Below are 20965 nucleotides of genomic sequence, written 5' to 3' on the forward strand. Positions count from 1 at the left end.
CTACCCTCGGGAGCGACCCTGGACCGCCCGGAGCCCGAGATGACGACACGCATCGATGGGCGCGCTCCGAACGAGCTGCGCCGCGTTCACCTTGCGACGAACGTGCTGGACTTCGCCGAAGGGAGCTGCCTCGTGGAGTTCGGCAGGACGCGCGTGCTGTGCGCCGCGAGCGTGGAGGACCGGCAGCCGCCGTTCCTGCGGAATACCCAGAGCGGCTGGGTGACGGCGGAGTATGCGATGCTGCCGCGCGCGACACACACGCGAAGCCAGCGCGAGGTGGAGCGGGGCCGGCCCGGCGGCCGGACGCAGGAGATCCAGCGGCTCATCGGGCGGTCGCTTCGCGGGGTCGTCGACCTCGAGCTGCTTGGACCGCGGACGATTACGCTCGACTGCGACGTCCTGCAGGCGGACGGCGGCACGCGGACGGCGTCCATCACCGGCGCGTACGTCGCGCTGAAGCTGGCGGTGCGGAAGCTCGCCGCTACCGGGCTGGTGACCGAGGCGTGCATCACCGCGCCGGTGGCGGCAGTCTCCGTCGGCATCGTGGGGGGCGTGCCGATGCTCGACCTGTGTTACGAAGAGGACTCCACGGCAGAGGTCGACTTCAACGTCGTGATGACCGGCGACGACGCGTTCGTCGAGGTGCAGGGAACGGCCGAGGGGAAGCCGTTCAGCCGGGCAGCGATGGATGCGCTCATCGACCTCGCGCGGACGGGGATCCTCCAGCTGTTCGAGAAGCAGCGGGAGGCGCTCGCCGCCAGCTAGCCGACGTAGTGGCCGAGGAACGTGCCGCCGAGGATATGGAGGTGGCCATGCTCCTGGCTCTGCATCGCGTCATAGCCGAAGTTCGAGAGCAGCCGGAAGCCGCCCGGGCAGAGCTGACGCCCGATCTCGGCAGCGATTGGGGCGACCTTGCCCATGTGGTAGGTCCAGAGTTCGGCCTGGGTGGTGTGCTGCTTGGTCATGGCGAGGAGCATGACCGGAACCCATCGAAGGATATTCTGGATGACGATGATTTCGTCATCCTCATAGATGATGTTCGCGGGCTCTTTGCCCGCGACAATGTTGCAGAAGACGCAGTATGTTGGCATGGGGATTCGGATCTTACCGGTCCGGCGCCCCGCCAAACAAACCACGAGAGCCACGCCGGGAGACCCGATGCCCCAGTTCATGCCGTTCCGCGGCCTGCGCTATACGCCTGCTGCGGGCCCGCTCGATGACCTGCTCGCGCCGCCCTACGACGTCATCACGCCCGCCATGCAGCGGGCGCTGGCGGCAAAGAACCCGTGCAACGCCGTCCACCTCGAGCTGGCGGAAGGCGGCGACGAGCGGTACGGCCGGGTGGCCGGGCTCGTGCAGGAGTGGCAGGCCCGCGGCCTCCTGGCGCGCGATGAGCGGCCCATGCTGTACGTCTACGAGCAGGAGTTCGTCGAAGGCGGCCACGTCTACCGGCGGCGCGGGGTGATGGCGGCGGTCGAGGCGCAGCCGTGGGAAACCGGGGCGGTGAAGCCGCACGAGTACACCATGTCGGGCCCGAAGGAGGACCGGCTGCGGCTGCTGCAGGCCACGGGCGTGCAGTTCAGCCCGGTCTTCTGCATTGCGCGGGACCGGGCCGGCCAGCTGCGCGATTTCATCGAACGGACGGCCGCGGCAACGCCGCCGACGGCGACCGCCACGAGTTTCGAAGGCGACCACCACCGCTTCTGGGCGGTCGAAGCGGGCCCGTACGAGATGCGCCAGCTGGCGCCGCTGCTGGCGGAGTCGTTCTACATCGCGGACGGCCATCACCGGTACGAGACCGCCGTGAATTACCGCAACTGGCGGCTCGAACAGGGGCCGCTGCCGCCCGACCACCCGGCGCGGTTCACCATGGCGGCCATCGTCGCAAGCGAGGACCCAGTGGCTCGTCATCCGGCCGATTCACCGGCTGGTGCCGCGGCCGGCGCCGGCGGACTGGCGGCAGCGGCTCGGGGACGCCTTCGAGATCGAACACGTGAAGCTCCCCGCCGGGGCGGACGCATCGCGCGAGGCGCTCCTCGCCGTCCTGGAGACAGCAGACGCGGTGGCGCTCGAGCTGGAGCCCCGCCAGGTCCACGCCCTGCGCCGGGTGCCGGGCAAACCGCTCGCGGGGAACGTGCCGGCGGGACATTCGGACGCGTGGCTCGGCATCGGGCCGAACGTGCTGCGCTACGGAGTGCTCGAACCGCTCTGGGGCATTTCGGACGACGACCTGCGGGCGGGCGCGATCGAGTATTCCCACGACCTCGACGAGGTGTTCGCGTTCCTGGAGGCGCGACCGGGGGCTTCTGCTGCCTTCCTGCTGAACCCGGTGCGCATCGATGACGTCATGAAGCTCGCCGACCAGGGCGAGCGGATGCCGCAGAAGTCGACGTTCTTCCACCCGAAGCTGGGGACCGGGCTGGTCTTCTATCCCCTTGAACCCTGAGGGCCGGGGTCAGTCTTCGGTTCCGCCGCCGGTCGACAGCATGTAGCCGATTCCCGGAAGCGTCTTGATGATGCGGGGCTCGGCGGGCGCGTCTTCGATTTTTGCGCGGAGGCGGGAAACCCAGACGCGGAGGTACTGGAGGTCATCGCGGTACTCCGGGCCCCAGACCTTCGAGAGGAGCTCCGGCGCGAGGATGACCTTGTCCGGGTTGGCGGCGAGGTGCTGGAGCAGCAGCCATTCAGTGCGGGTGAGCGACACCTGCTCGCCGTTCTTGTGGACCAGCCGGCGGTTCAGGTCGATTTCGACGTTGCCGGCCCGGACGACCCGGTCGACCTCCGCGGCGACGGCGCGCCGGAGGACTGCGCGGATGCGGGCCCCGAGCTCGTCCGGGTTGAAGGGCTTCACCACGTAGTCGTCGGCGCCGAGTTCGAGACCGCGGACCTTGTCGCTGTCCTTGTCCTTCGCGGTGACGAGGATGATGGGCACGTTGGAGCGCTCGCGGAGGCGGCGCATGACTTCGAGCCCGGAGATGCCCGGCATCATGATGTCGAGGACGACTGCGTCGGGGCGCTGCTCCTCGGCAAGGCGGAGCGCCTCCTCGCCGTCGGCGGCGGTGATGACGCGGAAGCCCTGCGCCGTCAGCTCAAGTTTCATGAGCCGAAGGACGCCGGCCTCATCGTCGACCACCAGCAGCAGGGGTTCAGCGCTCATCGTCGTCTCCCGGGTCGGCGAAGGCGGGGAGCCAGAAGGTGACGGCGAGCCCGCCCTCCTGCCGAAGTTCGGCGCGTATGGTACCGCCCATCCCTTCGATGAGCCTGCGGCAGACGGCGAGGCCGAGGCCGGCCCCGGGGGCGAGGCCGGCGGTGCGGGAGGAGCGGTAGAAGCGCTCGAAGATGCGGTCGATGTCTTCCGGGGGAACGCCGGGCCCGCGGTCCAGCACGCTGACAGTGCCGCCGGAGGCGTCCCCGGCGACGACGACCTCGATGGCCGTTCCGGGCGGTGCGTACTTGGCGGCGTTCTGGATGAGGTTGCGGAGGACGTGCTCGAGGTAACCGGGGTCGCCAGCAACCGGCGGGGGCGCCGCTTCGACGCGCACGTCGACGGTACAGCCGYTGCCCGGGTCGAGGCCGGCCACGAGCCGCGGGATCAGGCGCTGGAGCAGCACAGGTTCGACCGGCACGTCGCGGTCGAGTTCGGCGCGGGAGAGCGCCAGCAGGTTTTCGAGCATGCGCGAGAGGCGCTCCGCCTCCCGTTCGACGTCGGCGAGGATGCCGTCGGCGACATCGGGCGGGAGTTCGCCCCGGCGGGTGCGGAGCACGTGGGCGCCGCCGTGGATGACAGTGATGGGCGTGCGGAGTTCGTGCGAGATGAAGCCGAGGAACTCGTCCTTCGCATCGTTGGCGCGGCGCGCTTCTTCGTAGAGGCGGGCGTGGTCGATGGCGATGGCCGCGCGGGCGCCGATCTGCCGCGCGAGCTCGACGTCCCGGCCGTCGAACTGGCGGGAGCTGCCGACCCGCAGGAAGGTCATGGCGCCGAAGAGGCCATCGCGGGACTCGATCGGCGCGACGATGATCGACCGGGCGCGAACCTGCCGGGCGGCCTCGAGCAGGCCGGGCGTTCCCGACAGGCGCCGGAGCATGTCGTCGCTGATGACAGGGACGAACCACGCGCTGCCGCCCCGGACGGCGTTGCCGATGGCAGCGCGGAGCTCCTGCGCGGCGCCGGCGGCCTCGAATGATTCGACGGCTTCCGCGAGGCTGGCGTCGGCGCTGGCGCGCGCGACACGCCGGAGCCGGCCGTCCTCGAGGAGGTCGATGAAGCAGGCGTCGGCGAACCTCGGGACGACGAGCCCCGCGAGGGCTGTCATCGTGCGCTGGAGGTCGAGCGACTGGTTGAGGGCGACGCCCGCGTCGGCGAGGAGCTGGAGGGCCTCGTTGGCGCGGAGGAGCTCGTGTTCCTTGGCGAGGGCGCCGGCGTAGAGGTCGGAGATCTCGGCTTCGCGCTCGATGAGGCGGCGGAGCAGCCGGCGCATCCGGCCGCCGAAGACGGCGATGACGCCGCCCTCGACGACGAAGGCGGCCAGGACGACCAGGTCGGCCGTATCGAACTCGAACGCCCCGGGGCTGCCAACGAAGAAGAGGTTCGCGATGACGGCCGAGGCAGCGGTCGCTGCGAGGGCCGGCCCGGTGCCGGCAAGGAAGGCCGTCGCGACGGACGCGCCGAGGAAGATGACGAACGTCGGCGTGAGCCCCTCGAAGATGAGGCCGAGGAGGCCGCGGGCGGCGGTCGCGACGGCGACGAGAACCGCGGCGATGAGGTAGCCGCGAAGCCAGCCGGCGGTGTCGTCCTCGGCCAGCCAGCGGAGGAGGCCGCGGAGCCGGGGCGGGGCACCTGGCAGGAGCGAGGGGTCGCCCGCGGAGCGGGCCGCCGGGCTGCTGCCGGGCGCCATCACGCGCCCGTCATGCGGCGGAAGTCGAACAGGCGGTCGAGGGCGCGGTCATCGAGGCCGAGTTCCCGCCGCGCGGCCTCGCGGATGGTGATGCCTTCGGCGAGGGCGAGCTTCACGAGCTCGGCAGTGCGGTCGTAGCCGATATCGAGGGCGAGGGGCGTCGCGATGGCGAGGCCCTGCTCGACGAGCTGGGGGCCGCGCTCCGTAGCGCGGATGCCCGCGATGCACTTCTCGGCGAAGACGGCCGCGGCATTGCCGAGGAGGTCGATGGATTCGAGCAGCGCCGCGCCCGCCACGGGCAGCATCGTGTTGAGTTCGAAGAAGCCCCACTGGCCCGCCATGCCGATGGTCGCGTCGTTGCCGACGACCCGGGCCGCGACCTGGATGACCGCTTCCGGGATGACGGGGTTCACCTTGCCGGGCATGATGCTGCTCCCGGGCTGGAGCGCCGGGAGCTCGATTTCGGCGAGCCCGGCGCGGGGGCCGGACGCCATCAGGCGGAGGTCGTTGGCGATCTTGACGAGCGCGACGGCGGCCGCGCGGAGGTGGCCGCTTGCCTCGACGATGGCGTCGATGGAGGACTGGGCCTGGAAGTGGTTGGTCGTCTCGGTGAGCTGGACGCGGGCGACTTCGGAGACGTACGCGAGCGCGCGGCCGGCGAATTCGGGGTGGGTGTTGAGGCCGGTGCCGACCGCGGTGCCGCCCAGCGCGACCTCGCGCAGGGCTTCGCCGGCGGCGGTGACCCGGCGGCGCGCGCGTTCGACCTGCCCCGCGTAGCCGCGGAACTCCTGGCCGAGGCGGACCGGCACGGCGTCCATCAGGTGGGTGCGGCCGGTCTTGATGACGCCGTCGAATTCGGCCGACTTCGCCTGGAGCGCGGATTCGAGCCGGTAGAGGCCGGGCAGCAGGTGCTCGCGGATGCGGCGGATGGCGGCGAGGTGGATGGCCGTCGGCACGACGTCGTTCGAGGACTGGCCGCGGTTGACGTGGTCGTTCGGATGGACCGGCCGGTAGACGCCGCGCGGGCCGCCGCCGAGGAGCTCGTTGGCGCGGTTCGCGATGACCTCGTTCACGTTCATGTTGGTGGAGGTGCCGGAACCCGTCTGGTAGATGTCGACCGGGAACTGGTCGTCCCAGCGGCCCTCGGCGACCTCGGTGGCGGCGGTGATGATGGCGTCGGCGAGCTGAGGGTCGAGGAGCCCGAGCTGGCGGTTGGCGCGGGCGGCGCCAGCCTTGAGGAGCGCCAGCGCGTGGACGATCGCCAGCGGGAAGGGTCGGCCGGAGATAGGGAAGTTGGCGATAGCGCGGGCGGTATCGATGCCGTAGAGAGCATCGGCGGGCACCGGGAATTCACCGAGGGCGTCGCGCTCGATGCGGGTGGCGTCGGCCATGGGGACACTCTAGCAGGCTCGCGGAGGAGGTTGGAGAGGCCGCCGGCGGGTTGAACAGGGGATGGCGCAGGCATAGACTGGGGCGTGGCGGGTGGTTAGCTCAGATGGTTAGAGCGCGTCGTTCACACCGACGAGGCCACTGGTTCGAGTCCAGTACCGCCCACCAGCCGAATCGTCGGTCCATCGGTTGAACGGGGTGCCCGTCCGGCCGATAATCGAAGCAGTGCCGAAGTGGCGGAATGGCAGACGCGCTACGTTCAGGGCGTAGTGCCCCCTGTGGGCGTGTGAGTTCAAATCTCACCTTCGGCACCAGCGACTGTTTCGTGCGCCCGTAGCTCAGGGGATAGAGTGTTGGGTTGCGGACCCAAAGGTCGGAGGTTCGAATCCTCCCGGGCGTACCATCTTTGCTCCAGCCACGTGTCGCGGGCACGCCGTCAGCCGCCGAACCGGGCGGCTTTTTCGTTTTCGGGCGCTGGTGAGGGCCCCGGTTCAGGGCGCCGGGCGCGCCGGTTCGGCCTGCTCCTCGGCCGCGAGGTCGTCGCCGGGGGCGAGTTCGCGGCCCTGCATGATGGTGACCGCGTCCCGGAGGGTCCGGGGGAGCGCGCGCCAGTTCCATGCGAGCAGGACGACGCAGAGGATGGTGTACGCGAGCCCGTACAGCACGCGCGCGTGTTCGTTCGTGATGAAGAGCTGCGTCGCGAAGAGGCCGAACAGGACAGCAGCCTCGGCGCGAGACATGCGCAGGTTGGCGAATACGGCGATGGCGAAGGCGCTTTGCGCGGCGGTCAGGAAGATTTCGTCGCGCTGGCGGCTGTCGAGAGGCAGGCCCAGCGTCCACCCGAATTCGCCCGCGGAGACGAGGAAGGCGATCGGCAGCGTGCCGATGAGGAGCGTCCACTGGTTCACCTTCGAGGAGATGAGGACGCCCATGCCGGCGGCGGCGCGGCCGCGCCACGCGAGGAGGCAGGCGACGAGCACCTCCGGCGATTCCGACGCGAGCGGCGCGAGCCACTGGATGAGGAAGAACTCGCTGATGCCGAAGCGTTCGCCGATGTGGACGAGGGAGTCAGCAAAGGGTTCGGCGGAGGCGAAGATGGCAACGGCGCTGTAGACGAGGAGGACGACGACGACGAGACGGCGAGGCGCGGCCTGGAGGGCACCGATCGCCTTCGCGGGCCCGACGAGCTCGACCTCCTCGGTTTCGACGCGGGAGGTGAAGAACATGTACATCAGGAAGAGGGAGACGAGGACGATGGTGTCGATGACGGTGATGTGGCTGCGGAGCGGGATGAAGATGACGTAGGCCGTTGCGACGGCAAGGAACGTCAGCTCGAGGCTGCGCTCGCGGTCGACCACCAGTTCGCGAATGCGGGTGCGGTAGAAGAACAGGAAGAAGACGAGCGGCCAGCCGATGCCGATGAGCAGGCGGTTGCCGCCGGTCATGTTCGCGACGGCGAGGCCGCGCTCGGCCTCGGCCGGGTCGGCGCCGGCCTTCCAGGCGAGGATGAAATCGACCGCGTACTCGGGCAGGACGGCGATGATGGCGATGATGGCGAGCGCGAGCCCCTGCGAGATGTCCATCTCAGCGGTCTCGGCGCCCCACGAGAGCAGGAAGGCCGCGGCGAGGATGGCGATGCCGAAGGTGAGCGCGCCGGCGATCGCCGGGGGATGGTAGCCGGCGAAGCGGAAGGCGATGCCCGGTGCGCAGGCGAGCGCCGCGGCGCCGATGGTGAGCCAGGCGCGGGTATCAGTCCGCACGGGGCCGGGCTCCCGGTCGGCTGGCGCGGTTCATTCGTAAAACGGGATGGGCTCGGCGGTCTCCCAGTAGTTTTCGAGTTTCCCTTCGGGGAGACCGCGGCCCGGGTAGAACCGGCCTTTGTGGAGCTGGTCGACCATGTGCTCCTGGCTCAGGAGCTCTTCTTCGAAGACAGCGGTGAAGTAACCGATGCCCTGGGTGCTGTGCGCATCGGAGCCGCCGGTGCCGGGCTTGCCGAGGACCTTGGCAACCTGCAGGGCGAAGTAGTTCTCGCGCGGGGTGTTGCAGCCGTTGAGGACTTCGATAGCGTCGACGAGCTGGAAGACGGGGAGCTTTGCGGCTTCCTCGGGGGTGAGGCGGAAGGGCTCCTTGCCCTCGCGCTTGAAGTGGACGGGGTCGAAGAAGTGGCGGAACGGGTGGGCGACGATGAGGAAGGCGCCCTGCTCGTCAGCGATTTCGCGGAGCTTTTCGAGGCGGCGGATGCCCGGGGCGTAGCCCTTCAGCCCGACGGCGAGGATGTGCCCCATATCGGTGGAGACCTCCATGCCGTTCGAGACGAAGATCCCTTCGTGCTTCTTGCGGAACGGGTTGAGGTCCCACGGCTCCCACATGCGGTCGTGCTCGGTGATGTTCACGCCGGTAAGGCCGACGCGGCGGGCCTCGGCGATGAGGTCATCGGGGTCGAGCATGGAGTCCGAGGCGCCCCGGGTGGTATGCAGATGCATGTCAATGATGGTGCCCGGCAAACGGCGCCCTCCGCAGATTCGTTCGGATTTTCACGAGTGCGGCGAGTATATCACCGCTCCCCGAGCACGGGCATCGCCCAGCCGAAGAGGCCGACGAAGACGAGCGACATGCCGAGCCACATCCACCAGAGCCGGCGGGAGATGAGCCAGAGGATGGGCACGGGAAGCCAGGCGATGGCAGCCATGAGGAGGAGCCACGGGCCGCTCGGCGCGCCGAGGGCCGGCGTCATCTCGGCGAAGCCGCCGAGGATGTAGATGGAGGCGAGCACCAGCCCGGTCATCGACCAGAGGACGCCGGCGCCGATCGAGATGGGGACGGCGAGGAGCCAGCCCGGCACCTCGGGGTCGAAGACCTTCTGGACGAACCGCTGGGCGCCGGGCTGCACGGCGATATACGTGAGCGCGAAGGTCGAAATGATGGCCATCGCGTTGCCCATGGCCCAGCCGGCGAGGACGGTGTAGACGCTCACGGCGCCTGCGCCGCCCGGGTGACGATGGCCTCGAGGCCGGCTGACCGCGCCCGTTCGGCGAGGGCAGCGCCGGCGCCCGGGGGCCCGGCCCAGAACCAGGTCGGGCCGGCACCGGTGAGGACGACTGGCTGAGCGAGGGCCGCCTCGACCCGCGCGCGGTGATCGGCGAGGCCCGGGAAGACCCGGAGCGCAGCTGGTTCGAGCGCGTTGGCGCCGAGGAGCCCCCCGGAGGTGAGATGGCCGGCCGCGAGGAGGTCGAGCACCCGCGGGACGGCGGGCGAGGCGGGCGGCAGCGCGGCGTACGCTTCGAACACGGCGGCGGTCTTGCGCGGGGGCGACGGGGTGGCGGCCCCCGGCGGGAAGAGCAGGACGTCGCACCGCGCGGTGAGAGGGAGGGATTCGAGCTTTTCGCCGCGGCCCCGGCCGCGCGCGAGGCCGCCGAGCAGGAAGAACGGCACGTCGCTCCCGAGCTGGAGCGCGAGCTGCGGGAGGTGCGGCGCGATGCCGGGCCAGAGCTGGGCGGCCAGGCGGAGCACTGCGGCTGCATCAGAGGAGCCGCCGGCGAGGCCGCCGGCCGCCGGTATCCGCTTGTGGATGACGATGCGGTGCGCGGGGGGCTCGCCGGCGGCGGCAGCCGCGAGCTCGAGCGCCCGCCAGGCGAGGTTCGAACGGTCGCCCGGGGTCCCGGCCGCGCAGGGGCCATCGACGTCGATGCCGGGCTCCGCTCCGGGCAGGAGTTCGACGTCATCGGCGAGGTCGAGCTCGAGGAAAATCGTGTCGAGCTCGTGGTAGCCGTCGGGGCGGCGCCCGAGGACGTCGAGCGCGAGGTTGACCTTGGCGGGGGCGCGCGCGCGCAGCCGCTCAGGCAAGGGCGAGCACCTCTGCGGCGGCGCGCTGCAGGGCGCGCCACTCGGCGAGGTCGAGCGTCTCAGGGCGGCGCGCAGGGTCGATGCCGGCGCGGAGCAGGGCCTCGCGGGCGCCGCCGGGCGGCAGCCACAGGCCGCGCGCGAGGCTGTTATGGATTTGCTTCCGGGGATTCCGGTAGACGCGGCTGACGAACTCGAAGAAGCCGGGGATATCGGCCGCCGGGACCGCCGGCTCCGGCAGGAGTTCGAGCCGAATCACGGTTGACCAGACGGCTGGCGGAGGGTCGAACGCCTCCGGGGGCACATCGAAGAGGAGTTCGGGCTCGGCATACACCCGGATGGAGACGGTCAGGAGCGACCACGCGCCGGGCGGGGCGGCCATCTCGCGCGCGACCTCCCGCTGGACCATGACGACGAGCTCCGCGGGCTTGCGGGCGGATTCGAGCGCGTTGCGGACGATGGGGTTGGCGGCGAAGTACGGCAGATTGCCGACGATGGAGAACGGCCGGTCGGCGGGGACGATGTCTGCGTACGCGGCGGTGCGGGCGTCGGCTTCGACGATGCGGAGCCGCGGGTGGCGGCGGAAGCGGTTGCGGAGGTGGCCGACGAGGCGGGGCTCGATTTCGAGCGCGACGACCTCGTGGCCGGCATCGAGGAGCGCGGCCGTCAGCTGGCCGGTGCCGGCCCCGATTTCGACGACGAGGCCGCCTTCGGGCACGCGGAGCGCCCCCGTGATGTCGGCGAGCACGCCGGAATCGCGGAGGAAATGCTGGCCGAGCGCCTTGCGCGGGCGCGGGCCGGGAAGGCGCTCCGATTTCGCGGCGGGCATGGCTCCATCGTAGGGGCGGCCGGAAGGGTCAGTCGAGGATGTAGATATCGACGTTGCCGGTTCGCCACGGGTTGGGCCCGGCGGACTCGGGGAAGCCGAGGTCGATCTTCCAACCCTTGATGCCGCCGCCGACATCGGCAGCGACACAGAGGCCGTAGCCGGGGACGACGAAGCGGGTGCCGAGCGGGATGTAGTCCGGGTCGACGGCGCAGATGCCGCGGTCGACGATCGCCCCGGTGGCGGTCCGGCCGTAGGCCGGGTGCTCGCGCGACCAGGGGCCGTGGCTGGCGTTGTACCAGGTGGCCCAGACCGTCACTTTCTTGCGGTAAGGGCCGGTGTATTCGGGGCTGGCGAGGATGTTGCCCGAGCCGCCAGTTTCGAGCGTTCCGACGACCTGGCGGGCGGGAACGGGCGAGCGGGTGACGGTGCGCGCGACGGCCTCGCGCCGCTCGAGGACGCCGTTGCGGTAGATCGCTTCGTAGACGACGCGGATTTCGCCGGGCTGGCCCGGGGTGAGCCGCACCTGGCCCTTCGGCAGAGCCGGGTCTTCTTCGACGAGCACGGGGGGCGGAAGCGGCTCGGCCACTTCTTCCCGCGCCGTGCGCAGGGTGGCGACGACGAGCGTCGCGCCAGCCGCGAGGTAGTCGCCGGGTTCGTGCGAAAGGTCGATGACCTGCGCATCGCCGAGGTCGAGCAGGGCGAGCACCTCGCCGGCAGTCGCGGCGCGGGTGTAGAGCGCGTGGGGCCGGCCGTCGAGGACGACGTTGATGGTCCGCGCGGGGGCGAGCCGGACGGCCATGCCGGCATCCAGCCGCGTGGCGAGGGCCGGCTCGACGAGGTCGGCTTCGCGGACGACGAGGCCGAGGTCGGCGATGAGTTCTTCGACGGTCGCCGCGGGCGACTGGACTTCGAGGCGGAGGGCATCGATGTAGACGACGAGACGGCGGGCGCGTTCGACGGTCACGACCGGGGCCGGCGAATGGGCTGCGGCGGCGGAGCTGTCGGCGATGCGAAAGCCGGCGAGCGGCGCGGCGGGCGACGCGACGACGCCGTTGAGCCGGACCCGATCGCGCGGACCGAGCGCGACGCCCGCCTCGGCGAGGGCGCCGCCCACGGTCGAGGCGGTGGTCATGAGCGAGAGGTCGCGTCCGTCGACGGTGATCGTGACGGAGCGCGGCGCCTGGATGCCGATGCCCGAGAGGCCGGCCGTCTCGAAGACGCGGGTGCGCTGGTTCGGCTGCGCGAGCCCGGGGAGGGCGGCGAGTTCGCCGGGGAAGACGGTGTGGTAAAGACGGGCGCCGCTCTCGGAGACGACGAGGGTGTCGCGGGACGGGAAGGCGACCACGCCGAGCACGGTGACGGCGGCGACGGCGAGGACGGCGGCGGCGTGGTTGCGGCCGCGGAAGATGCGCGCGCGGGCGCGGCGGACGAACTGCCGGCGTTCGTCGCGCAGCCGTGACGGGAGGTACGGCCGGGGCAGGGCCTGCGTCACACGCACTCCTCGTGGATTGACGCGAGCCCGTGCGGGTCCGGGCCGGTCGCAAGCTGGAGAAGGTGGCCGTGCACCTGCTGTCGAACTGGATTCCGGGCTTGCTCTGCAACAGCCGGCTCAGGCCCGGTTGACTGCGGCACCCGAGGCAGACCCCTTATGGCTGCTTCCTTCCGGACCTGACCAGGTTCGGAGCGCCTCGCCGCGCAGGACCAGACCCTCGGCGCCGACTGAAGAGGACAGTCCCCGAAAGCGCAGCCCTCGAGCAGGAATTCGACCCCGCTATAGCGGATTGCGGGTTCAGGGCACCGCTAGCTCCCCGTCTAGCACAGCCATCCTTACCCTAGCGCCGGGCGCGCCGGGGGGTCAATAGGCCCAGCGCCGCCGTTAGCCCAGGTGGAGCGCGACGAGGAGGTCGCCGGCGTTGACGCGCTGACCGCCCGAGACGGCGACCTGTTCGACGACGCCGGCAGCGGGCGAGCGCAGCTCGTTATTCATCTTCATCGATTCGATGACGAGCAGGACGTCGCCCTGGGCGACCCGGTCCCCGGCCTTGCAGCGGACTTCGACGATGGAGCCGGTCATCGGCGCGGTGATGCGGCGGAGGCCGGTCTGCGCCTGCTGGGCTGCGAGTTTGGCCGCCTGGGGGCGCCACCGCTCGACGTTGAAGTCGAAGGCGTGCCGGCCGATGGTGGCGCGGGCGCCGCCGCGCCGCCGTTCGAGGTAAATCTCGACGGGGCGGTGTTCGAGCATGAGCAGGTAGAGCTGAGAATCACCGACGCGCTGCAGTTCGACGCGGGTCCACGCATGCTGGCCTTCACGCCGGACGCGGATGCCCTCGTCGTCGCGCTCGATCTCCCAGGTGGATGCCGATTCTTCGGTGCGGACTAGAAACTTCTCGGCCATCGGCCCATGCCACCTCCGCGGGATGTGAGCCCGGCCTGCTGCTGCCGCCAGGCGCCGATGGCAGCGCGGTAGCCGTTGGAGGGCGCCGCCTGCCCGTTGAGCGGCTGGTCGCCGTTGTCGCGGTCGCTGCTGGTGACCATGAGCAGGGCCGCAATTTCGGCGATTTCGCGCTGCTCTTCGAAGTGCTCTTCGGCAAGGACCTGGTTGCGGTCGAGGAAGCCGGTATCGATGTCGCCGCTGATGAAGTCGGGCAGGTCGAGGATTTGCTGGAGGTAGGGGATGTTCGTCGCGACGCCGACGACGCGGAACTCGGCGAGCGCGCGCTTCATCCGCTGGCGGGCGCCTTCGCGGTTGCGGCCCCAGGCAGTGACTTTCGCGAGCAGCGAATCGTAGTAGGGCGTCACTTCGATGCCGTCGTAGAGCGCGCTTTCGACCCGGATGCCGGGGCCCGCGGGCTCGCGCGCGAAGACGACGCGGCCGACCGACGGGAGGAAGTTGTTGAAGGGGTCTTCCGCGACGATGCGGCACTCGATGGCCCAGCCGCGCGTCAGGAGGTCCGCCTCTTCGTAGGGCAGCTCTTCGCCCGCCGCCACGAGGATCTGGTCCTTCACGAGGTCGGTGCCGGTGACGATTTCGGTTACCGGGTGTTCGACCTGGAGGCGGGTGTTCATCTCGAGGAAGTAGTGCTGGCCGTCCTCGTTGAGCAGGAACTCGACCGTCCCGACGTTATGGTAATTCGCGGCGCGGGCGATGCGGACGGCGGCGCGGGAGAGGGTGCGCCGGAGCTGGGGGCTCACGGCGACGGACGGGCACTCTTCGATGATCTTCTGGTGGCGGCGCTGGATGGAGCACTCGCGTTCGCCGAGCGGGACGATGTTGCCGTAGCGGTCGCCGATGACCTGGACTTCGATGTGGCGGACGCGCTTGAGATTTTTTTCTACGTAGATCGCGGGGTTGCCGAAGGCGGCGGCGGCCTCCTGCATCGCGCGGGCCGCCGCGCCGGGAAGCGCTTCGGGCGAATCGATGAGGCGGATCCCGCGGCCGCCGCCGCCGGCCGCCGCTTTGATCATGACCGGATAGCCGATGCGCTCGGCGAAGGCGAGGGCTTCGTCGACCGAGGTGAGTTCGCCGCTCCCGGGGAGGACGGGAACCCCGGCCTGTTCCGCGATGCGGCGCGCGGCGATCTTGTCGCCGAGGAGCCGGATCGACTCGGGCGAGGGGCCGATGAAGACGAGCCCTGCGGCCTCGCAGGCCTCGGCGAACTCGGCGTTTTCGGCCAGGAAGCCGTACCCGGGGTGGATCGCGTCGGCGCCGCACTTCTTCGCGACGTCGATGATGCGCTCCACGTTCAGGTAGCTCTGGCGGGCGTCGGCCGGGCCGATGTAGTGCGCCTCATCCGCATAGCGGACGTGCTGTGACAGGCGGTCTACATCGGAATACACGGCCACCGAACGGATATCGAGGTCGCGCAATCCGCGGACGATGCGAAGGGCGATTTCGCCGCGGTTCGCCACGAGGACCTTGGAAAACATCGTAGGGGCCTTTACTTCTCTCAAGAAACTCGATAGCTCCACAGCATACGCGGACGGCTGGCGACAGGCGAACAGCGCGTCGTGTTGGTCGGCACTTCGTGTAGCTCGTACACTAACTCCCATGGCAGGCCCGGGTCTCCAGGGAGAGCGGTTCGCCGTCATCGTCGTCGGCAGCGGGATTTCCGGGCTGTTCGTCGCGCTGGAAGCGCGGCACCTCGGACGGGTGCTCGTGCTGACGAAGGGGAGCATCGACGACTGCAACACGCGCTGGGCGCAGGGCGGCATCGCGGCGGCCGTCGGCCCCCTCGATTCCCCGGAACAGCACCTCGCCGACACGATTGCGGCCGGCGCCGGGCTGGTGGACGAAGAAGCGGCGCGGATCCTGTGCTACGAGGCGCCGGCGCGCATCCGCGACCTCGTCCGCTACGGGGTCTCGTTCGACTCGCTCGGCGGCGAAGTGGCGCTGGGACGCGAGGCGGCGCACAGCCGCGCGCGGGTGCTGCATGCCGGCGGGGACCGCACCGGGGCGGAGATCGAGACGGCGCTCTCGGAGGCCGCGAAGGACCCGGCGATCACCATCCTCGACCACACGCTGGTCACCCGGGTCATCACGCGGGAGGGCGAGGCTGCGGGCGTCGAGGCGGTCGCGCTCCAAACGGGGGAGCGCGAGGTGTACCTGGCGGATGCGGTCGTGCTCGGGACGGGCGGGGCGGGCCAGCTCTTCTCGCACACCACGAACCCGGACGTGGCGACCGGTGACGGCGTCGCTCTGGCATTCGATGCGGGGGCCGAGATTGCCGATATCGAGTTCTACCAGTTCCACCCGACAGCGCTGCGGGTCCCGGGCGTGCCGACGTTCCTGATCTCCGAGGCGGTCCGCGGCGAAGGGGCGGTGCTCCGCAACCGGGCCGGCGAAGCGTTCATGAAGCGGTACCACCCGCTGGCGGACCTCGCGCCGCGCGACGTAGTGGCGCGCGCCATCGTGCGCGAGATGCGGAGCGACGGCAGCGACCACGTGCTGCTGGACTGCACGGGGCTGAAGTCGGTGGACCTCGCGGCCCGGTTCCCGGCGATTTTCGCCTACTGCATGAGCGCCGGCATCGACATCCGGGTCGACCCGATCCCTGTGGCGCCGGCGGCGCATTACCTGATGGGCGGGGTTCGGACGGATACCTGGGGCCGGACGACGGTCCCGCGGCTGTACGCTTGCGGCGAATGCGCATGCACGGGCGTCCACGGGGCGAACCGGCTGGCCAGCAATTCCCTGATGGAGACGGTGGTGTTCGGGAAGCGCGTGGTCGAGCACCTCGCCGCGGGGGGCGGCGGCGCTGCGGCGGCGACGCCGGACCGCGCGGCGCTGCCGATGCCGGCGACTGCCGCGCCCTCGCACGCAGAGCTCCAGGCGATGATGTGGGAGTGCGCCGGGATCGAGCGCGACGGGGCAGGGCTCGAGCGGGGCCTGCAGACGATCGCCGGCTGGCCCGCGCGCGGCGAGGGGGCCGTGACCCGCGAAGCGTTCGAACGGCAGCAGATGACCACCGTCGCCGCACTGATGCTGACCGCCGCGCTGCGCCGCACGGAAAGCCGCGGAGGGCACTACCGGAGTGACTACCCGGAGACTGACGACGCGCACTGGAAACGCCGGCAGGTGTTCGTCCGTGAACGCTGAGCTGGACCCCGGGCTGGTGGAGCGGCTGGCGCGCGCCGCGCTCGAGGAGGACCGCGCGCTCGACGACGTCACCACCCTGGCGACGGTCGACCCCGGGCTGGAGGGGCGCGCGACGTTCCTCGCGAAGGAAGCGGGGGTGCTCGCCGGGATGCCGGTTGCGGCGGCCTGCTTCCGGCTGGTCGACCCGCGGTGCAGCTTCGACCAGCACATCGCCGAGGGCGAACGGTTCGCTGGCGGCGCGATGCTGGCATCGGTGACCGGGCCAGTCCGGGCCCTGCTGCAGGCTGAGCGGGTCGCGCTGAACTTCGTGCAGCGGCTGAGCGGGACGGCGACGCTGACGCGGGCGTTCGTCGACGCCGTCGCCGGCACGAAGGCGGTCATCCTCGACACGCGCAAGACGACGCCGGGGCTCCGGGACCTCGAGAAGTACGCCGTGCGGTGCGGAGGCGGGACGAACCACCGCCGCGACCTCGCGGCGATGGCGATGGTGAAAGACAACCACCGCGAGGCGATTCGGCGCGAAGGGCGCACGCTAGCGGAAGCGGCGGCGGCGATCCGGGCCCTGCGGCCGGGCGTCGCCGTGGAGATCGAAATCGACGCGCTCGACCAGCTCGACGAGGCGCTGGCGGCCCGGCCCGAGTGGATCCTGCTCGACAACATGCCGCTCGAGGCGATGGCCGAGGCGGTGCGGCGGGCGGCGGGGCGGGCGAAGCTCGAAGCCTCCGGCGGGGTGCGGCTCGAGACGGTGCGCGCCATCGCCGAGACGGGGGTCGATGCGATTTCGGTCGGCGCGCTGACCCACAGCGCGCGGGCGCTGGATATCAGCCTCGAGCTGATGTTCTAAGCAAGTCCGACGCCGGCGAGGAACTCGCGGGCAGCGCGCACTCGTTCATCCGGCTGGTGCTGGTTGATTTCGAGCGTGTAGCTTTCGAGCCGACCAACGCCGCTGGCGATGTACTCCCAGCTGACGTCGCCATTGCCCGGCGCGCGGTGGTCGCCAATGCCGTCGACGTCGTGGAGGTGGGCACCGATGCAGCGGGGCGCCCAGCGGCTGAGCCATGCGCGGCGGTCGATGAGGCCGAGGCGGTGGAGCACCTCGGCGTGGCCGACATCGTGCCAGTAGCCGGCTTCGGACGGGTCGAAACCCTCGAGGATGACTTCGTACTCCGCCGGGTGCGGGATTTCATGGTAGTGGTAGCGGTTTTCGATGCCGATCGCGATACCGCGCCGRCGCGCGGCGGCGACGAGCTCCGCCAGCGACCGGCGGGCAGCCGCGAGGTGCGGCTCTGCCAGCGCGGCGCGGCGTTCGACGAGAGCAGCCCTGAGCGCCTCGACCCGCGGGCCGCTCCGTTCGCCGGCGTCGAAGGCGCGGCGGAGGGCGAGCTCCTCGTCGAATTGTTCGCGCGGGCTGCCGACGTGGCCGAGGTGGACGACGACGCGGCGGGCGCCGACCTCCGCCGCGAGGTCGATGGAGCGGAGCGCGGCCGCAACCGCCGCGCCGCGTTCGTCGTCGTCGAGCGCGGCGAGGTTGAGGCTGCCGTTGCCGCGTCCGTTCGGGAGCTTCTCGTAGGGGGCGGGCTGGTGGATGGAGACGATAGGCAGGAGGTTGGCGGCCCGGATGGCGGCGATTTTTTCGAGCGGCGTCGAGTGGCTGATCTCGATGGCGTCGTAGCCGGCTTCGGCGGCGAACCGGGCGAACGCAGCGCCGTCCTCGAAGCGCGGCTGCTGGGCGAACATGGTGGAGAGCGCGAATTGGCTCATCGCTGCGGCGGCACCCCCGGGCGGGGGCTGGCGGCGGGCGTCGGGAGGCGGGCCCATTGCCGGAGGGCCATCAGCGCGAGCGGAACGAAGAACGCGGCGGCGAAGCTCGCGCCGAGCCCGGCCGCGCCGGTCGCCCCCGCGATCGGGACGGCGAGGGCGGCGACGATGCCCGCGAAGAGGCAGAGCGGGAGGTTCCAGAGCCCGGCCCGGCCGCGCGTCGCGACGCTCCAGCCGAGCCACGGCAGGAAGGCGGCGATGCTCCAGCCGAAAAGGTAGAGCCCGACGAAGATGGCCGTGTACATCAGCTGACGAGCCGGGCGATATCGAAGTACGTGACGATGAGCACGCCGAAGAGGAGGAGCGCGAAGCCCATGAAGTGGACGAGCGCCTCTTTTTCGGGGGCGATGCGCCGGCCGCCGCGCAGGATTTCGATCACGACGAACAGCATGCGCCCGCCGTCGAGCATCGGGATGGGGAGGGCGTTGAAGATGGCGAGGTTGAGGCTGAGCAGCGCGGCCAGCTCGATGAGTGGCCGCCAGCCCTGCTGATCGATGAGGTTGCCGGTCGTCTCAGCGATGCCGACCGGGCCGGTGAAGGCAGGCTGGCCGTTCGACATCGATGCGCCGGAGGTGCCGGCGACCATGACGCGAATTTCATTGACGGTCAGGCGGAAGGTCTCGCCGAGCGAGCTGATGGCCTTCGGGAACGCCACCCACGGCCAGTCCCAGACCTTTTCGGTGTAGGGATAGAGCAGCTGGCAGGAGGTCGGGTTGCCGTCGGCGTCAGCCGTGCAGCTCGCGGGCGCGCCGATGCGGATGCCGGTCGGGCCCTGCCCGGGGGGCGGGTCCCAGCGAGCGTAGACGTAGGCAGTCAGCGTGGCCCCGCCGCGGTTGATGACCCAGCGCTGGGTTTCGCCGAGGTGGAGGCGGTTGGCGTAGACGAGCTCGGAGGTGTTGCGGACTTCCTTGCCTTCGACTTCGAGGACGATGTCGCCGGGCTGGAGGCCCTGCTGCGGCGCGGAGCCGTCGCGCATGACGCCCTCGATGCGCGCTTCCGCCGCCGGGGAGCCGGGGGCGACTTCGATGACCTGCGCCATCGTGAGCGCGCGCTCCCGGGGCACCATGAAGCCGACGGCGAGGAGGACGATGGCGGTGACGAGGTTCATCATCACGCCGGCGGACATGACGACGAGGCGTTTCCAGGCGGCCTGGGCGGCGAGGCTGCGGGGGTCGCTCGGGTCCTCCTCGCCGAGGAGGCGGACGAAGCCGCCGATGGGAAGCCAGTTGAGGGTGTACTCGGTTTCGCCCTTCCGGAGAAAGGTCCAGGCGCGCGGCGGGAAGCCGATGCCGAATTCGAGGACTTTGATGCCGAACGCCTTCGCCGCGATGAAGTGGCCGAACTCGTGGATGACGACGAGGACGACCAGCATGACGAGGAACGGAACGGCGGCCTGCAGGATGGCGGCAGGGTCGATGGCGAGGAAGATCATGCCGGCACTCCTGCAGGAACTGCGGCGGCGAGCCGGCGCGCCTCGGCGTCGGCGGCGAGCACCTCATCGAGGGAGGGGTCCGCGACCGGCCGGTGCTGTTCGAGGACGCGCTCGATGATGCGCGGGATGTCGAGAAAGCCGATCTCGCGGCTGAGGAAGCGCTCGACCGCGACCTCATCGGCGGCGGCCATGGCTGCGGGGACGGTGCCGCCGGCGCGGCCGGCCTCCATCGCAAGGCGGAGGCATGGGAAGCGCTCGGTATCGGGCCGCCCGAAATGGAGTGCGCCGGCCGCGGCGAGGTCGAGCAGCGGGACGGCCGGTTCGGGCATCCGTTCCGGGTAGCTGAGGGCGAGCTGGATGGGAAGGCGCATGTCGGGCACACCGAGCTGCGCCTTGACGCTGCCGTCGGAGAACTCGACGAGGCTGTGGACGATCGATTCGCGGTGGAGCACGACGTCGACGGCCGCCATCGGCACATCGAACAGCCACATCGCCTCGATCGTCTCCATACCTTTATTCATGAGCGTCGCGGAATCGACGGTGATCTTGCGGCCCATCTTCCACGTGGGGTGGTCAAGGGCCTGTTCAGGGGTCACGGCGGCGAGCTGCTCCATCGACAGGTCGCGGAAGGCGCCGCCGCTGGCGGTGAGGATGATGCGGCGGACGGTCCCGGGCGTTTCGCCCCAGAGGCACTGCCAGATGGCGGAGTGCTCGCTGTCGACCGGGCGGAGGTCGCCGCCCCCTTCCGCCATGGCGCGGCGGACCAGGTGACCGGCCATCACCAGCACTTCCTTGTTGGCGATGGCGACCGGTTTGCCCGCGCGGAGCGCGGCGAGCGTGGGCAGCAGCCCGGCTGCCCCGGCGGTCGCGACGAGGACGATATCGACGTCCGGCGCGGCAGCGACTTCTTCGGGCGGGGCGAACCGGGCGCCCGACGCGGCGGCAGCGGTTTCGAGCGCAGCGCAGGGCGCCGGCGCATGCACGTAGCGCGGGCGGTGGAGGGCGACCTGCTCGGCGAGGAGGGCGGTGTTCCCGCCGCCGGCGAGAGCGACAGCGGCGAAGCGGCCGGCCGAGCGGGCGATGACGTCGAGCGCCTGCCGCCCGATGGAGCCGGTCGAGCCGAGGACGGCGATGCGGCGCGGTGCGTTCACGTCCCGATCGTACGG

At 70.7% G+C, this 20965-nt stretch carries 20 protein-coding genes, 3 tRNA genes, 1 other RNA gene and 1 pseudogene; 8 read left to right on the top strand and 17 right to left on the bottom strand.

What is annotated here, in order from left to right:
* Positions 1-39 precede the first annotated feature (39 nt).
* Positions 40-765, top strand: coding sequence for a ribonuclease PH (rph, locus tag O0235_RS14400; protein ID WP_270056467.1), 726 nt, complete (start codon positions 40-42; stop codon positions 763-765).
* Here rph and O0235_RS14405 read toward each other — a convergent pair.
* A complete protein-coding gene (locus O0235_RS14405) occupies positions 762-1091 on the bottom strand; it encodes an HIT domain-containing protein (RefSeq protein WP_270056468.1) in 330 nt (109 codons plus the stop codon). The two genes, rph and O0235_RS14405, sit on opposite strands and share 4 nt — an antisense overlap.
* Positions 1092-1170: 79 nt before the next feature.
* On the opposite strand from O0235_RS14405, the pseudogene O0235_RS16165 reads away from it, so the two are divergent.
* Positions 1171-1839, top strand: a pseudogene (locus tag O0235_RS16165) (DUF1015 family protein); the annotation flags it as partial.
* Between the two features lie 91 nt (positions 1840-1930).
* Entirely contained in the window at positions 1931-2446 is a 516-nt protein-coding gene (locus tag O0235_RS14415; RefSeq protein WP_270056470.1) for a DUF1015 domain-containing protein, read from the top strand.
* 9 nt (positions 2447-2455) lie between these two features.
* On the opposite strand, the gene O0235_RS14420 is transcribed toward O0235_RS14415, so the two are convergent.
* From O0235_RS14420 to O0235_RS14430, 3 genes are read right to left on the bottom strand one after another with little or no spacing between them, the layout of a single operon-like run.
* Positions 2456-3157: a response regulator gene (locus O0235_RS14420; RefSeq protein WP_270056471.1), complete on the bottom strand. Its 702-nt coding sequence runs from the start codon at positions 3155-3157 to the stop codon at positions 2456-2458.
* Entirely contained in the window at positions 3147-4895 is a 1749-nt protein-coding gene (locus tag O0235_RS14425) for a sensor histidine kinase (RefSeq protein WP_270058081.1), read from the bottom strand. Before O0235_RS14425 ends, O0235_RS14420 begins: the two co-directional genes overlap by 11 nt.
* Positions 4895-6286 carry a class II fumarate hydratase gene (locus O0235_RS14430; protein ID WP_270056472.1) on the bottom strand — a complete coding sequence of 464 codons (1392 nt, stop codon included), beginning with the start codon at positions 6284-6286 and terminating at the stop codon, positions 4895-4897. Before O0235_RS14430 ends, O0235_RS14425 begins: the two co-directional genes overlap by 1 nt.
* Before the next feature lie 89 nt (positions 6287-6375).
* Between O0235_RS14430 and O0235_RS14435 the strand changes: the two genes are divergently transcribed.
* The 3 genes from O0235_RS14435 (at position 6376) to O0235_RS14445 (ending at position 6687) form a co-directional block, all read left to right on the top strand.
* Positions 6376-6452, top strand: a tRNA-Val gene (locus tag O0235_RS14435).
* 59 nt (positions 6453-6511) lie between these two features.
* Positions 6512-6598 (top strand) — tRNA-Leu (locus tag O0235_RS14440).
* A 13-nt stretch (positions 6599-6611) separates the two neighbouring features.
* Positions 6612-6687 (top strand) — tRNA-Arg (locus tag O0235_RS14445).
* 88 nt (positions 6688-6775) lie between these two features.
* On the opposite strand, the gene O0235_RS14450 is transcribed toward O0235_RS14445, so the two are convergent.
* The 9 genes from O0235_RS14450 to O0235_RS14490 all read right to left on the bottom strand — a co-directional run bounded on the left by O0235_RS14450 (position 6776) and on the right by O0235_RS14490 (position 14880).
* Positions 6776-8044, bottom strand: coding sequence for a calcium:cation antiporter family protein (locus tag O0235_RS14450; protein ID WP_270056473.1), 1269 nt, complete (start codon positions 8042-8044; stop codon positions 6776-6778).
* A gap of 30 nt (positions 8045-8074) precedes the next feature.
* Positions 8075-8767, bottom strand: a complete 693-nt coding sequence (locus O0235_RS14455; RefSeq protein WP_270056474.1) for a CehA/McbA family metallohydrolase — start codon at positions 8765-8767, stop codon at positions 8075-8077.
* Positions 8768-8838: 71 nt separating this feature from the next.
* Complete coding sequence (locus O0235_RS14460; RefSeq protein ID WP_270056475.1) at positions 8839-9258, bottom strand: hypothetical protein; 420 nt, start codon at positions 9256-9258, stop codon at positions 8839-8841.
* Positions 9255-10127, bottom strand: coding sequence for a 4-(cytidine 5'-diphospho)-2-C-methyl-D-erythritol kinase (ispE, locus tag O0235_RS14465; protein ID WP_270056476.1), 873 nt, complete (start codon positions 10125-10127; stop codon positions 9255-9257). The genes O0235_RS14460 and ispE overlap by 4 nt, the downstream gene beginning before the upstream one ends.
* Complete coding sequence (gene rsmA / locus O0235_RS14470; RefSeq protein WP_270056477.1) at positions 10120-10953, bottom strand: 16S rRNA (adenine(1518)-N(6)/adenine(1519)-N(6))-dimethyltransferase RsmA; 834 nt, start codon at positions 10951-10953, stop codon at positions 10120-10122. The genes ispE and rsmA overlap by 8 nt, the downstream gene beginning before the upstream one ends.
* Positions 10954-10981: 28 nt before the next feature.
* Positions 10982-12445: a ubiquitin-like domain-containing protein gene (locus tag O0235_RS14475; protein ID WP_270056478.1), complete on the bottom strand. Its 1464-nt coding sequence runs from the start codon at positions 12443-12445 to the stop codon at positions 10982-10984.
* A gap of 66 nt (positions 12446-12511) precedes the next feature.
* An RNA gene (gene ffs, locus O0235_RS14480) (signal recognition particle sRNA large type) lies at positions 12512-12774 on the bottom strand.
* A gap of 55 nt (positions 12775-12829) precedes the next feature.
* Positions 12830-13348, bottom strand: a complete 519-nt coding sequence (locus O0235_RS14485; RefSeq protein ID WP_270056479.1) for an acyl-CoA carboxylase biotin carboxyl carrier protein subunit — start codon at positions 13346-13348, stop codon at positions 12830-12832.
* Positions 13330-14880: an acetyl-CoA carboxylase biotin carboxylase subunit gene (locus tag O0235_RS14490; protein ID WP_270056480.1), complete on the bottom strand. Its 1551-nt coding sequence runs from the start codon at positions 14878-14880 to the stop codon at positions 13330-13332. Before O0235_RS14490 ends, O0235_RS14485 begins: the two co-directional genes overlap by 19 nt.
* Before the next feature lie 121 nt (positions 14881-15001).
* Between O0235_RS14490 and O0235_RS14495 the strand changes: the two genes are divergently transcribed.
* Both O0235_RS14495 and nadC read left to right on the top strand, forming a co-directional pair.
* Positions 15002-16549: an L-aspartate oxidase gene (locus tag O0235_RS14495; protein WP_270056481.1), complete on the top strand. Its 1548-nt coding sequence runs from the start codon at positions 15002-15004 to the stop codon at positions 16547-16549.
* Positions 16539-17393 carry a carboxylating nicotinate-nucleotide diphosphorylase gene (nadC, locus tag O0235_RS14500; RefSeq protein WP_270056482.1) on the top strand — a complete coding sequence of 285 codons (855 nt, stop codon included), beginning with the start codon at positions 16539-16541 and terminating at the stop codon, positions 17391-17393. Before O0235_RS14495 ends, nadC begins: the two co-directional genes overlap by 11 nt.
* Here the strand turns inward: nadC and O0235_RS14505 are convergent.
* From O0235_RS14505 to O0235_RS14520, 4 genes are read right to left on the bottom strand one after another with little or no spacing between them, the layout of a single operon-like run.
* Positions 17390-18310: a sugar phosphate isomerase/epimerase family protein gene (locus O0235_RS14505; RefSeq protein ID WP_270056483.1), complete on the bottom strand. Its 921-nt coding sequence runs from the start codon at positions 18308-18310 to the stop codon at positions 17390-17392. The two genes, nadC and O0235_RS14505, sit on opposite strands and share 4 nt — an antisense overlap.
* Positions 18307-18612 carry a hypothetical protein gene (locus tag O0235_RS14510; protein ID WP_270056484.1) on the bottom strand — a complete coding sequence of 102 codons (306 nt, stop codon included), beginning with the start codon at positions 18610-18612 and terminating at the stop codon, positions 18307-18309. Before O0235_RS14510 ends, O0235_RS14505 begins: the two co-directional genes overlap by 4 nt.
* Entirely contained in the window at positions 18612-19799 is a 1188-nt protein-coding gene (locus O0235_RS14515; RefSeq protein ID WP_270056485.1) for a M50 family metallopeptidase, read from the bottom strand. The genes O0235_RS14510 and O0235_RS14515 overlap by 1 nt, the downstream gene beginning before the upstream one ends.
* Entirely contained in the window at positions 19796-20950 is a 1155-nt protein-coding gene (locus O0235_RS14520; RefSeq protein WP_270056486.1) for a 1-deoxy-D-xylulose-5-phosphate reductoisomerase, read from the bottom strand. Before O0235_RS14520 ends, O0235_RS14515 begins: the two co-directional genes overlap by 4 nt.
* Positions 20951-20965 lie beyond the last annotated feature (15 nt).

It is taken from the genome of Tepidiforma flava, assembly GCF_027594505.1.
Taxonomy (GTDB): domain Bacteria; phylum Chloroflexota; class Dehalococcoidia; order Tepidiformales; family Tepidiformaceae; genus Tepidiforma; species Tepidiforma flava.

Excerpts from the sequence above, each read along its gene's own strand:
- O0235_RS14490 (WP_270056480.1), bottom strand. The coding sequence starts at position 14,880 with ATGTTTTCCAAGGTCCTCGTGGCGAACCGCGGCGAAATCGCCCTTCGC.
- O0235_RS14510 (WP_270056484.1), bottom strand. The coding sequence starts at position 18,612 with ATGTACACGGCCATCTTCGTCGGGCTCTACCTTTTCGGCTGGAGCATC.
- O0235_RS14430 (WP_270056472.1), bottom strand. The coding sequence starts at position 6,286 with ATGGCCGACGCCACCCGCATCGAGCGCGACGCCCTCGGTGAATTCCCG.
- rph (WP_270056467.1), top strand. The coding sequence starts at position 40 with ATGACGACACGCATCGATGGGCGCGCTCCGAACGAGCTGCGCCGCGTT.
- O0235_RS14485 (WP_270056479.1), bottom strand. The coding sequence starts at position 13,348 with ATGGCCGAGAAGTTTCTAGTCCGCACCGAAGAATCGGCATCCACCTGG.
- O0235_RS14495 (WP_270056481.1), top strand. The coding sequence starts at position 15,002 with ATGGCAGGCCCGGGTCTCCAGGGAGAGCGGTTCGCCGTCATCGTCGTC.
- O0235_RS14420 (WP_270056471.1), bottom strand. The coding sequence starts at position 3,157 with ATGAGCGCTGAACCCCTGCTGCTGGTGGTCGACGATGAGGCCGGCGTC.
- O0235_RS14405 (WP_270056468.1), bottom strand. The coding sequence starts at position 1,091 with ATGCCAACATACTGCGTCTTCTGCAACATTGTCGCGGGCAAAGAGCCC.
- O0235_RS14515 (WP_270056485.1), bottom strand. The coding sequence starts at position 19,799 with ATGATCTTCCTCGCCATCGACCCTGCCGCCATCCTGCAGGCCGCCGTT.
- rsmA (WP_270056477.1), bottom strand. The coding sequence starts at position 10,953 with ATGCCCGCCGCGAAATCGGAGCGCCTTCCCGGCCCGCGCCCGCGCAAG.
- O0235_RS14455 (WP_270056474.1), bottom strand. The coding sequence starts at position 8,767 with ATGCATCTGCATACCACCCGGGGCGCCTCGGACTCCATGCTCGACCCC.